This window comes from Paraburkholderia sp. 2C, assembly GCF_054589215.1.
Genome location: NZ_BAAILL010000065.1, coordinates 434,567 through 446,803, shown reverse-complemented (window position 1 = coordinate 446,803; position 12,237 = coordinate 434,567). Strand labels below are relative to the sequence as shown.

7 protein-coding genes and 1 pseudogene are annotated in these 12,237 nt (G+C 63.4%); 2 read left to right on the top strand and 6 right to left on the bottom strand.

Annotation, left to right across the window (positions count from 1 at the left end):
• Window positions 1-171 precede the first annotated feature (171 nt).
• Window positions 172-1,074 carry a DMT family transporter gene (locus ACYPXD_RS30830; RefSeq protein WP_459720848.1) on the bottom strand — a complete coding sequence of 301 codons (903 nt, stop codon included), beginning with the start codon at window positions 1,072-1,074 and terminating at the stop codon, window positions 172-174.
• Window positions 1,075-1,187: 113 nt separating this feature from the next.
• Here ACYPXD_RS30830 and ACYPXD_RS30825 point away from each other — a divergent pair.
• Window positions 1,188-1,685: pseudogene (locus tag ACYPXD_RS30825) on the top strand (Lrp/AsnC family transcriptional regulator); the annotation flags it as partial.
• A gap of 91 nt (window positions 1,686-1,776) precedes the next feature.
• Here ACYPXD_RS30825 and ACYPXD_RS30820 read toward each other — a convergent pair.
• A complete protein-coding gene (locus tag ACYPXD_RS30820; RefSeq protein WP_459720846.1) occupies window positions 1,777-2,481 on the bottom strand; it encodes an alpha/beta fold hydrolase in 705 nt (234 codons plus the stop codon).
• A gap of 283 nt (window positions 2,482-2,764) precedes the next feature.
• Between ACYPXD_RS30820 and ACYPXD_RS30815 the strand changes: the two genes are divergently transcribed.
• Window positions 2,765-3,724: an NAD(P)H-dependent flavin oxidoreductase gene (locus tag ACYPXD_RS30815; protein ID WP_459720843.1), complete on the top strand. Its 960-nt coding sequence runs from the start codon at window positions 2,765-2,767 to the stop codon at window positions 3,722-3,724.
• A 115-nt stretch (window positions 3,725-3,839) separates the two neighbouring features.
• Here the strand turns inward: ACYPXD_RS30815 and mdoH are convergent, their stop codons facing one another.
• The 4 genes from mdoH to ACYPXD_RS30795 all read right to left on the bottom strand — a co-directional run bounded on the left by mdoH (window position 3,840) and on the right by ACYPXD_RS30795 (window position 12,114).
• Window positions 3,840-6,008, bottom strand: a complete 2,169-nt coding sequence (mdoH, locus tag ACYPXD_RS30810; protein ID WP_459720840.1) for a glucans biosynthesis glucosyltransferase MdoH — start codon at window positions 6,006-6,008, stop codon at window positions 3,840-3,842.
• 145 nt (window positions 6,009-6,153) lie between these two features.
• Window positions 6,154-7,275 (bottom strand): polysaccharide biosynthesis/export family protein, encoded by a 1,122-nt coding sequence (locus ACYPXD_RS30805; protein ID WP_459720838.1) that lies wholly within the window; start codon window positions 7,273-7,275, stop codon window positions 6,154-6,156.
• Between the two features lie 14 nt (window positions 7,276-7,289).
• Window positions 7,290-8,330, bottom strand: coding sequence for a lipopolysaccharide biosynthesis protein (locus tag ACYPXD_RS30800; RefSeq protein WP_459720835.1), 1,041 nt, complete (start codon window positions 8,328-8,330; stop codon window positions 7,290-7,292).
• Window positions 8,331-8,535: 205 nt separating this feature from the next.
• Window positions 8,536-12,114, bottom strand: a complete 3,579-nt coding sequence (locus ACYPXD_RS30795) for a methylmalonyl-CoA mutase family protein (protein ID WP_459720832.1) — start codon at window positions 12,112-12,114, stop codon at window positions 8,536-8,538.
• Window positions 12,115-12,237 lie beyond the last annotated feature (123 nt).

Genomic DNA, 12,237 nt, shown 5'->3' with positions numbered 1-12,237 from the left:
TACTCACGCATCGGGGGTTTCCCTACGCGCTTCAGGCCACGACAGGCGGAAACAAGGCTCGGGCGTCAACAGCTGATTTACAGACATCCGAAGCATACCGATCCGGCTTCATGTTATGGAATCCGTATTATCTACCGGTTAAATCCGGACGCACCTCGGGGCCCGACGCACCTATGTCGACGAATAACGCCGCAGCGGCACGATCCGCCAGCGCAGATTGACGCCCGCCGCCGCCAGCAGAATCAGCACCGCGCCCAGCACCTGAACCCATGCGAGCTTCTGTCCGAACGCAACCCGGTCGACGATGATCGCCACCACCGGATAGATAAACGACAGTGCGCCGGTCATCGCAGTCGGCAATTTCTGGATCGCACCGTACAGCAGCACGTACATCACGCCGGTATTGACGATGCCGAGCGTCGCCAGCTGCAGCCAGTGGATCGCGCTGGTCGGCAATGCGTCGAAGCGGACAAACGGCGCGAGCAGCACGACGCCGCTCGCCGCGGTAATGAATGCGATCAGATGCGGCGGCGTCGACTTCAGATACTTCGTGACGATTGACGAGATCGCCCACAGGAACGCCGCGCCGGCCGCGAGCGCGACGCCTTGCAGATATTGCCCGGGCATCGCCAGCACCGCGGGTTCGACCCGCACGACGAGCACCAGTCCTACGAACGCGATGCCGAGCCATGCGACCACCGACGCGGTGATGCGCTCACGGAACACGAGCGCGCCGAGCGCGACCAGCATGAACGGCTGCGTACTATAGACCGTGGTCGCCATCGAGATCGATGCGCGCGAATACGCGGCAAAAAGCAGCACCCAGTTGGCGACGATCGCGACGCCGCCGAGCGTGGCGAGCCCAACGACGCGCCAGGCGAACAGCTTGCGCCGGAACAGGCCCAGTCCCGCGCAGACGAGCGCGAGCGTCGCGCCGCCGAACAGGCAGCGGAAGAACACGACGTTTTGCGACGATTGCTGCGACGACACGACGAGCCAACCGATCGTGCCGGACATCAGCATCGCGATGGTCATCTCGAGCGCGCCGCGCCGGATTTCATTGCCGCCTGTCATCACCGTCCCCAAAAAGCGTCATACCGATGATGGCAGTGTAATGAATGATCAAGCGCGAATACATGACTAAACTTAAGCCAAACCCCCTTTCGACTTCGCAAACGAAGGCTCAAATGACCAAACGCCTCAGTTCCGCTGCATCGGCCATGTCGTTGACGCCGCTCCAGCCGGCCGCGCCGCTCGACGATACGGACCGCGCGCTGTTATCCGCGCTCGCCGACGACGCGCGCCAGCCGGTCAGCGAACTCGCGCGCCGCGTCGGGTTGTCGGCGCCCGCGACCGCCGACCGTTTGCGCCGCCTCGAAGCATCGGGGGTGATCGGGCGCTTCACCGTGCAGATCGACCCGCGTGCGCTCGGCTATACGCTGCAGGCGATCGTTCGGGTCAAGCCGCTGCCCGGCCAACTGCATCTGGTCGAAGAAGTGATCCGGCGCATTCCGGAGTTCGTCGAGTGCGACAAGGTGACGGGCGACGACTGCTTCATTTGCCGGCTCTATCTGCGCACCATCGAACAGCTCGACGAGATTCTGTCGAAGGTCACCGAGCGCGCGGAGACCCGCACCGCGATCGTCAAGTCGACGCCGGTGCCGCGCCGGCTGCCGCCGTTGTCGGCGCGTGCGACCGCCGATGCGACGCGGGCCACGGCTGCCGGACAGCCCACGACGCGCGCGTCGACCCGTGCTTCCACGCGCGCTTCCCCCTCTACCGATCAATAGCTTCGAAGAACGACAGCATTTCGGCCATCAGCTCGTCGGGCGCTTCCTCGGGGATCGCGTGGCCGCATGGCAGCGCACGGCCGCTGACGTCGCGCGCGACCTTGCGCCATTCGGCGAGCGGTTTGGCGGCCCGCCCCGGCACGCCATGCGTGCCCCACAGCACACGCAGCGGGCAGCCGATCTTGGTGCCGCGTTCGATATCGGCGCGGTCGTGCTCGAGATCGAGTTTGTTTGCCGCCGCCGCCGCGGTCGTTGCGGCGGCCCGCGCCGCATGAACGTCCGCTTCAAACGCGGGCGCGATATCGAGCAGCATCAGACGCTCGACGGCGTCTGTGTGATCGAGCGCCATCCGGTGCGCGACGTGCGCGCCGCGGTCGTGCGCGCAGACGAGAAACCGCGCGTAGCCAAAATGGCGCATCACCGCGATCTGGTCGGCGGCCATCACGCGCCTGGAAGGCAGCTCGTGCGACGAGGCGGCGCCGTGCGGCATCGCTGACGCGCCATAGCCGCGCAGGTCGGTCGCGATCACCGTGAAATGCTCGGCAAGCGGTTGCGCGCACCGATGCCAGACCGCGTGCGTGTGCGAATGCCCGTGCAGCAGAAGCAGCGGCGGCCCCGATCCGCCCTTGACGCCGTTTATTTCGACGTCGTCAGTCAAGACGCGAAACGGTGTGTAGTGATCGAAGGGCATCGGCGCGTTCTCGTTGTCATTGTAAGTGTGCGCATTGTAGAAGGCCGCCGTGCCCGCGCGAGGTGGGTTAGCCCACGCAGATATAGAAACCGAACTCTTCCTCCAACGGTGGGTGGGGCACGTAGGGCAGGTTGCCACCCTATAATCGAACGATCGTTCATTACGATGCGTAACCGGTTCGGCAATTGCCGCTCGCACGGCCGCTTCCCGCTACACTCGTCATGCCGGCCCGCCGCGCCGCGCGGCACGCCGGCAAAGATTCATCGTTCAGGAGACTTCCGCCATGGCATTGCCAGCCGTTCTGCAAAACCTCACGCTGCCGGTCGTCGCTTCACCGATGTTTATCGTCAGCTACCCGGAACTCGTGCTCGCGCAATGCAAGGCCGGTATCGTCGGCGCGTTTCCCGCGCTCAATGCCCGGCCCGCGGAACGGCTCGACGAATGGCTCACGCAAATTCAGGCCGCGCTCGCCGAACATAGGACCGCGCATCCGGACGCGGTGATCGGACCGATCGCGGTCAACCAGATCGTTCACCGTTCGAACGAGCGGCTCGAACACGATGTGCGCGTGTGCGTCGAGCACAAGGTGCCGATTTTCATCACGAGTCTGCGCGCGCCCGCGAGGGAAATTATCGATGCGGTGCACAGCTACGGCGGCATCGTGCTGCACGACGTGATCAACTTGCGCCACGCCAACAAGGCGCTCGAAGCCGGTGTCGACGGGCTGATTCTGGTTGCGGCCGGTGCGGGCGGCCATGCGGGCACGATCTCGCCGTTCGCGCTTGTCGGCGAAGTGCGGCGCATCTTCGACGGACCGATCGTGCTGTCGGGCGCGATCGCGAACGGCGGCTCGATTCTCGCCGCGCAGGCAATGGGCGCGGACCTCGCGTATATGGGCACGCGCTTCATCGCGACCCGCGAGGCGCACGCGGTCGACACCTACAAGCAGGCGATCGTCAATTCGAACGCGGCCGACATCATCTATACGAACCTGTTTACCGGCGTGCACGGCAACTACATTCGCGAGAGCATCGTCGCGGCGGGGCTCGATCCGGATGCGCTGCCCGAGTCGGACAAATCGAAGATGGACTTCGCCAACGAGAAGTCGAAGGCGTGGCGCGATATCTGGGGCGCGGGGCAGGCCGTCGGCCTGATGGACGACGTGCCGAGCGTCGCCGAACTCGTCGATCGGCTCAGGCAGGAGTACGCGGACGCGAAGAAGCGGCTCGGCATCGCGCCGTAAAAGCGGGGCGTTCACGTGCTGCGTGCTCATAGGCTACGCGTCGCGCCGGCGCCGGAACACGCAGCAACAGGTAGTCCCGCGAATCATTCCGCTGGGCGCAGGCTGGAGCAGCGGCTTATCGACAACCGGCGGCGTTTTCTTCGAGCGTGCAACGGCGCATCGCGTTGATATGAAGTGCGTCGAAACAGCTCCGCTCGCTCAAGGCAAGCAGCATGTGCTTGTCGCTCAGCGGCTTTCCTTCCGCGATCATCGGCAGCAAGCGATGCGCGATGTGCGCACGGATTCGCGTTTCCGGCCGATGCCTGACATAAAATCCCGCATCGCGGACCGCATATTCGATCACGCCCGCCGGGTCTTCCACGTCCGGCAGTTCATGGCGCAGCGTTCGCTCCCAGCGCACGGTATCCTCGATCACCCGAGGCGTATCGATTTCCTCCGGAATGCTGAACAGCCGGCGTGACGCGACGGCATCGATCGACAGGCTCGTAAAGCGGGCGATCCAGACGCTACCGGTGAATCCCGCAAGAATAGGGAAGAACCAGAGCATGATGTCGGCCGGCGACACCCATCTGTTCGAAAGCGCTTCGATCACGAGCGCACGGGCACCCGAGATGCCATGCACCGCGTACGCCATCGATGCCCAGCAGATGACCCCGATCACACTGATCCATCCGAAGTGCGCGACGCAGACCGACCAAGGCAGGGGCTCATCGTCGCGTTGCTGGGTTCCCCATGAAATGCTCTTCCGCTTCAGCCAGAGCCACACGAATCGCGTGACGTAGATCATCATGATCGGCGAAAAGAAAAAGGAGAAGATCGTCTCGAGCAGCAACGACCAGGCGAGCTTATCCTTGCCGCCGAATCCACGCGCGCGATCGCGCTTGACGTGCACGGCAAACGCCAGCAAACGCGGCATAAACAGAAAGACGAGCGACGAGATCAGCAGCATGATCATCGGCATGGCGAGCAGCCGGATCGATCCGACCAGCAGAACGCCTTCGCTAAGGAAATGGACCATCCCATACGCCGACACGACGAGGAACATTGCCCATAGCGGAGCGGCCAGATAGCCCATCGATCCGTTGAGAAAGGTCTCCCTGTGAACGGAGCGCAGGCCATCGATAAACAGAAATCGCAGATGCTGCATGTTGCCCTGCATCCAGCGCCGCTCGCGTATCAGAAATCCCAGAAGATTGGCCGGTATCTCTTCGTAACTGCCTTCCAGTTCGGGAAGGAACCAGACCTCATAGCCCGCGCGCGCCATCATCGCCGATTCGATGATGTCGTGGCTCAATGGCTTGCCGCCCCAAGGCGCCTTGCCTGACAGTTCGGGAAGCATGCAATGTTTGATGAACGGCTTCATTCGTATCATTGCATTGTGGCCAATGTACGACGCGTGCCCCATGAACATCGCCTGCAGGCTGTACGAGAACACGGCCCCGTAGAGCCGGGCGGCGAACTGCTGCATCCGGCCGAACAGGCTGCGCCGCAGCACGGGCTTCGGGTTGGTTTGCAGGATGCCGATCCGCTCGTTGCCCTCCATCATCCGGAGCAGTTCGACGATGGTCTTGCCATCCATGATGCTGTCGGCATCCATGACGAGCATGTACTCATACTTCTTTCCCCAGCGCCGGCAAAAATCCGTCACGTTGCCAAGCTTGGCGTTCAGATTGACGGGGCGGCGGCGATAGAAAAAACGCCCTTGCGAAAATCGCTCGCGCAAGTTGTGCACGGCACTCTGCTCGGCGATGCAGTATTCGAGCTTGCGGCTGTCGGAAAGCAGGAAGTTGTCGAAATGGCCGCAATAACCTGGAAATTCGCGTTCGATCGACTCCCACGTGGCGGCCATGCCGGCGGCGACGCGCGGCACGTCCTCGTGGTAAACGGGATAGATGATGGCAACCTTCGCTTCCTTGCGCGGCTCGCGGGCGGACTTTGACGGATGCCACGGATTGCTGGCCGGCCCCCGCAGCGTGTGCCAGGTTCCGATCATGAGCTTGAAGAAGTTGGACGCCAGGAACCACGTCATGACACCGTAGAGCACCAGATAGATTCTGGTCGTGATCTCGGGCATCTGCTGCGCGCGCAGCGTGTAGCTGGACAGCAGCAGAATAACGACCGTCGTGACAAAGGTCAGCGCAAGCGTCACTTTTCTTCGATACTCGACGACCCGCTCCCAGCCTCGCGCCTCGCCGTCCTGAACTTTCGCCGCATGCGCACGCCGGATGCGCCCCCAGACATTGCGCTTCCACTCGACGTCCAGCGCCGGGGGAGCGACGGTCATGCGCTCCGGCTTCGGCTGAATGACCGGTCGCCGATTGATATCGAGCCATGCATGAAGGTCGTCCCAGCTGCGAACCGATGCGCGCAGTCGCCGAACCTCTGCGGCATCGAGCCCAAGCGAATCGATGTAGGCACCAAAGGGCATATCACTTCACAGCCTGGACGGGAACCGCAAGCTGGAACAGGATGCTGACGGCTCGCTCGACCGGAACGATCGGCGCCTCGGCCACATAGATCATGTCTCCGTCCTTGATCGGAAAGCTGTGCGACGCAAGCATGCCCTGCAGATTATTCCAGGCGAAGCTGTAGAGCACCGGGCGTTCACCGCTTTCCGCTTTTTCCGTTCCCTCAAGGACAAACACGGCATGGTCGTCCGCCACGTTGGCATCGAGGCCGGACGCTGCGGCTAGCGCTTCGGCGAGCGTGGGCACATGCGCAAAGTCGAACTGCCCATTCTTGCGAATCCCGGCGCCGACCATGGTCACGCGCACGACCGGCGCGCGCTTGACGAGAATGCGGTCGCCGGGAGCAAGCGCGACCTGGCGGGCAAGGGCATCGTCGAGTGACAGCGTGACGGACGCGCCGTTACGCAACACGGTCACCTGGCTGGCGATGCCGCTGCGGCCGTCTCCATTCGCCGACCCGATGAGATCGGCGCCGCTTCCCAACGCCTGGGTCAAGGCCGATGCGAGCGAAATCCCCGCTGGTGTCCATGGCAGAATTTTTGGCGCACCAATAGCGCCTGTGACGAGCACGCTGCCATGTGACGAAGACGTCACCGAGATTTTCGCGGCCGGGCGCTGAAGAATGCCGAGCGACGCGTATCGCCGGGCAACCGTGTTCTGCGCCGCGTCGAGCGTCAGCCCGCGGATCGAAGTGGGGCCCACATAGGGAAGATCGATCGCGCCGCTTGCGGAGACCGTGTAAGCGCCGAGGTCGATCGGTGTCGGCACATTCGAGGCGCCTTGCTGCGAATCGGATCCGGGCCACGGCGAGATGGTCCAAAGCTGCAGGTGAAGCGTATCGCCGGGCTCGAAAGCGAAGCCATTCTGCTTCGGCTCGCCCGAAAGCGCCGCGAGCGATTGCTGAAGCTGCGCATCGTGGCGCTCTTTTTCCGACACGGCCCGTTGCCGCGCGAAGGCGGGAGTGACATTGACGATGTCGACTTCCGTGGTGGCGTTCAACGACGACACCGAAGGCCCCGCGGACGGAAGCGTATTGCACGCCGACAATGCAAGCATCGCGCTTACGGGAGCGAGGCGGGCCATTCGAAGCATGTTCCTCATCGGAGAAGTCCCCACAGCACGAGGGTGGCAAGCAGTACACCGGCGATCCATTCGAGACGCCGGGGCAGTTCGGGCGCCTGCGGGCTCGACGGCGCGCTGATGATGTTCAGGTAGTACTTGTTCTTCAGCGCGTTCAGCTGTGCCTGCTGAACCGCGGTCTCGACTTCGTGAAGCAAGGCAATGTCGTTGTCGCGCGCCACGGTCAGCTCCGCATGGCGCGCGGCCTGGCGCGAGAGTGTCTTGCCGTCGTTCAGCGTGCTGGAGATCCTCGCCTGAATGGCGGCCATTGCCGATTCGAGGTTGTTCGCCACCGGATTGTTCGGCGTGGCCTTCCGGATCGCGTCGTATTGCGCGACCATGCGCGCCTTCTGTTCGTTAAGCGAATTCAGGAGCGCGAGGTTCGAGTTGTACAACTGCGACGGATCGTGCATGCCGGTCGCAACGCGATAGGCGGCGAGCGCAGCCTCGTCGCGCTTGAGGTTCGCCTCGATCGACGCTCTCCTGTCGATGGCGTTGCGAATGTAGTCGGTCTCCTGCTGCCGGTTCATTTCGTCGATATGACGAACAGAATCGTCGAGCACTTTTCGTGCAATCGCCGCGGCCATCGCCGGCGTATAGCCTTCGACCGATAGCGAAACGATTCCGCTATCCCGATCAATCGCCGCATTCACGCGGCTTTGATAGTAATGCCAGAGCGTCACATCGCTTTTCCGCAAGAGCGTGGCGAGTCCGCCAAAACGGCTGAGCAGATCGCCTTCACCGTAATGCTTCGAGAGTTCGACGGCCCGACTCACGTTCCGGTATTCGTCCCATGAGCCGATGTAGTCCTTCACGATGTAGGCGCCCTCGGGCGAGCTACCGCCTCCCGTGCCGGAAAGCATCGTCGCGAGGCTTTGCGAACTCTGCGTGGGCTTATAGACGACCAGCGACGCCGTCGAAACGTAAACCGGCGAAGCGATCAGAAGAAAATAGATGACACATAGAACATTGGGAATGACAACGATAGCCAGAAAAAGCGGCTGACGAAACGACTTCATATTTATCGCTGCTTTTATACGTCGGAATGGGTTATGTCGAGGTGTCGAACCGGCGACGCATCGGCGGCGGACAGGCGGCGGATAGGCCGCCTCGCTCGCGATAAGCGAGCGTTGTTAGCGCTCCGAAAGAGCGGATGGATAATCTGGGGAAACAGGTGGGGCACCAATAGGAATATGCCCAAACACTTGCGGATTTCTCAGAAAATTACATATTGCGGCGATACTGCCCGCCCACCTCGAATAACGCATGCGTGATCTGCCCGAGCGAGCAGACCCGCACCGCATCCATCAGCACCGCGAACACGTTCTGATCGTCGATCACCGCCTGCTGCAAGCGCTCGAGCAGCGCGGGCGCCGCATCGCGATGACGCTGCTGAAATGCGCGCAGCCTTCCGAGCTGACCTTGCTTCTCGTCTTCGGTCGAGCGCGCAAGGGCGATCGGCGGCGGCGCTTCATGCGGATGCGCGCCAAGAAACGCATTCACGCCGACAATCGGATAAGACCCATCGTGCTTGCGATGCTCGTAGAGCATCGACTCGTCCTGAATGCGTCCGCGCTGATAGCCGGTCTCCATCGCGCCGAGCACGCCGCCGCGCTCGGTGAGCCGGTCGAATTCGGCGAGCACCGCCGCTTCGACCAGGTCCGTCAATTCGTCGATGACGAAGCTGCCCTGGTTCGGATTCTGGCTCTTCGCGAGCCCCCACTCGCGGTTGATGATCAGCTGGATCGCCACCGCGCGCCGCACCGACTCTTCGGTCGGCGTCGTGATCGCTTCGTCGAACGCGTTCGTATGCAACGAGTTGCAGTTGTCGTAGATCGCGATCAGCGCCTGCAACGTCGTGCGAATATCGTTGAAGTCGATTTCCTGCGCATGCAGGCTGCGGCCCGACGTCTGCACGTGGTATTTGAGCTTCTGGCTGCGCTCGTTCGCGCCGTAGCGCTCGCGCAGCGCGACCGACCAGATGCGGCGCGCGACGCGGCCGAGCACCGTGTACTCGGGGTCCATGCCGTTCGAAAAGAAGAACGACAGATTCGGCGCGAAATCGTCGATCGGCATGCCGCGCGCAAGATACGCCTCGACATACGTGAAGCCGTTCGCAAGCGTGTACGCAAGCTGCGAGATCGGGTTCGCACCGGCCTCGGCGATGTGGTAACCGGAAATCGAGACCGAATAGAAGTTTCGTACGCCGTGTTCGACGAAGTACGCCTGGATGTCGCCCATCACCTTGAGGCTGAATTCGGTCGAGAAAATGCAGGTGTTTTGCCCCTGGTCCTCCTTGAGGATGTCGGCCTGCACGGTACCGCGCGCGTTTTGCAATGCCATGCGACGCGCGGCCGCGAGTTCTTCCGCGGATGGCTCGCGGCCCGCTTCGCGTGCGCGTTCGCGCGCGAGGCCGATCTGCTGGTCGATCGCGACATTGAAGAACATGGCGAGAATCGCCGGCGCCGGGCCGTTGATCGTCATCGATACGGACGTGTCCGGCGCGCAGAGATCGAAGCCGTCGTAGAGCGCTTTCATATCGTCGAGCGTGGCGACCGACACGCCCGAATTGCCGACCTTGCCGTAGATGTCCGGGCGCTCGTGCGGCTCTTCGCCGTAAAGCGTGACCGAATCGAACGCCGTCGACAGACGCTTGGCCGGCATGCCCGCCGAAAGCAGCCTGAAGCGGCGGTTCGTGCGGAACGGATCGCCTTCGCCCGCGAACATGCGGGTCGGGTCTTCGTTCTCGCGCTTGAACGGAAATACGCCGGCTGTGTACGGGAAATAGCCGGGCAGGTTTTCGAGCATCAGCCAGCGCAGGATCTCGCCCGGGTCGCTGAACTTCGGCAGCGACACCTTGCGTATCACGCTGCCCGACAGCGTGTCGACCGTCAGCGCGGTGCGGATTTCGCGGTCGCGAATCGTCACGACGTGTTCGTCGCCCGAATACGCGGCGACGGTGTGCGGCCATGTGTCAAGCAAGGCCCTTTCGGATGCGCCGAGCTGCGCCGTGCGCGCTGCGATCAGTGCGTCGAGTTTTTGCGAAGTCGTGACGGGGAAACCGGTTTCGCTCGCACGCTGGCGATCGCCTTCGCGTTCGCCTTCGCTGTCGCCAGCTTGCGATGGAACGGCAGCGGAATCCGCGGGTTCGGCGGCACTTTCGGCCAGCATGCGGCGCGTCTCCATCAGTTGCCAGCGCTCGCGCGCGACGCGTGCTTGCGCGTGCGCATACGAACGATAGTCGCGCACCGTTTGCGCGACATCCGACAGGTAGCGCACACGCTCGGGTGGCACGATCGCATGACGCCCGCTCGAATGACGCACGCCATCGAGCGTCGGCAGCCGCGCGCTGCCTTCGCGCAGTCCGCGTGTGCGCAGCGCGCGGGCGACGCGCTGATAGAGCGCGGTCACACCGTCGTCGTTGAAGCGCGACGCGATCGTGCCGAATACCGGCATGCCGGCTGGCGCCGTCGAGAATTCGCCGCGATTGCGCTGCACCTGCTTCGCGACGTCGCGCAGCGCATCGGCCGCGCCCTTGCGGTCGAACTTGTTGATCGCGACGAAGTCCGCGAAATCGAGCATGTCGATCTTCTCGAGCTGGCTGGCCGCGCCGAATTCGGGCGTCATCACGTACAGCGATTCGTCGACATGCGGCACGATCGCGGCGTCGCCCTGACCGATACCCGACGTCTCGACGATGATCAGATCGAAGCCCGCCGCCTTGCACGCGGCAATCGCGTCGGGCAACGCGTCGGAGATTTCACTCGACGCTTCGCGCGTCGCCATCGAGCGCATGAACACGCGCGCGCCCGCCCCCCAGTCGCCGATCGCATTCATGCGGATGCGGTCGCCGAGCAACGCGCCGCCGGACTTGCGGCGCGACGGGTCGATCGCGAGCACGGCGATTGTCAGTGCATCGTCGTAGTCGAGGCGAAAGCGGCGGATCAGTTCGTCGGTCAGCGAGGATTTGCCCGCGCCGCCGGTGCCGGTGATGCCGAGCACCGGGGCGTGGGCGGATTGCGCGTGCGGTGCGAGCGCGGCGCGCACGGCTTCGGCATCGGCGCTCGTTTCGAGATGGGTGATCAGGTGCGCCAGTTTGCGGAAGACCATGCCGTTGGCATCTGTGGCGTGTTCTGCCGCGCTGTGCGCGGGCTTTGACGTATCGCCTGCGAGGGGGTCTGCTGCATGCAATGCATGCGCGATATCGCTGGCGAGTCGCGCAGCAATGCGCGGCCCGGCGTTTTCACCTTCACCTTCATTTTCGTCGCGCGCCGCGTTCGAACAGCGCGCGATCATATCGTCGATCATGCCCTGCAAACCGAGGCGCTGTCCGTCGTGCGGCGAATAGATCCGCTCGACGCCATAGCGTTCGAGTTCGTCGATCTCGTCGGGCACGATCACACCGCCGCCGCCGCCGAACACCTTGATCCGCTCGCCGCCGCGCGCGCGCAGTAAATCGACGAGATAGCGGAAATATTCGACGTGGCCGCCCTGATAACTCGACACCGCGACGCCGTCCGCGTCTTCCTGCAACGCGGCGGTCGCCACTTCCTCGACGGAGCGGTTGTGTCCCAGATGAATCACTTCGACGCCGCTTGCCTGCAACATGCGGCGGATGATGTTGATCGACGCGTCGTGGCCGTCGAACAGCGCGGCCGCCGTGACAAAGCGCAGACGCGCGGGCCGTGCGCGCCGCCCGGGCTGCTCGGGCAGTTGAACAGCCCGTTGCGGTGACTGGCTTGCTGGCGCCTCGCCGGATAGCGCGGCGCCGCCGGCGCGTTGCGGCGTGGAAAGATCAGTCATGTCTCCCCCGGATCGATGGGTGCGTGACGATGCGCGATGCCTGCATTATTGACGCAGCGCGGCGGCGGTCACGCAGCGCGGGTGCTGCAAGCAGTATATCGAAACGGGTTCGCGCCAACGGTG

Coding starts and splice junctions, on each gene's coding strand:
- ACYPXD_RS30830 (WP_459720848.1), bottom strand. CDS start 1,074: ATGACAGGCGGCAATGAAATCCGGCGCGGCGCGCTCGAGATGACCATC.
- ACYPXD_RS30820 (WP_459720846.1), bottom strand. CDS start 2,481: ATGCCCTTCGATCACTACACACCGTTTCGCGTCTTGACTGACGACGTC.
- ACYPXD_RS30815 (WP_459720843.1), top strand. CDS start 2,765: ATGGCATTGCCAGCCGTTCTGCAAAACCTCACGCTGCCGGTCGTCGCT.
- mdoH (WP_459720840.1), bottom strand. CDS start 6,008: ATGACCGTCGCTCCCCCGGCGCTGGACGTCGAGTGGAAGCGCAATGTC.
- ACYPXD_RS30805 (WP_459720838.1), bottom strand. CDS start 7,275: ATGGCCCGCCTCGCTCCCGTAAGCGCGATGCTTGCATTGTCGGCGTGC.
- ACYPXD_RS30800 (WP_459720835.1), bottom strand. CDS start 8,330: ATGAAGTCGTTTCGTCAGCCGCTTTTTCTGGCTATCGTTGTCATTCCC.
- ACYPXD_RS30795 (WP_459720832.1), bottom strand. CDS start 12,114: ATGACTGATCTTTCCACGCCGCAACGCGCCGGCGGCGCCGCGCTATCC.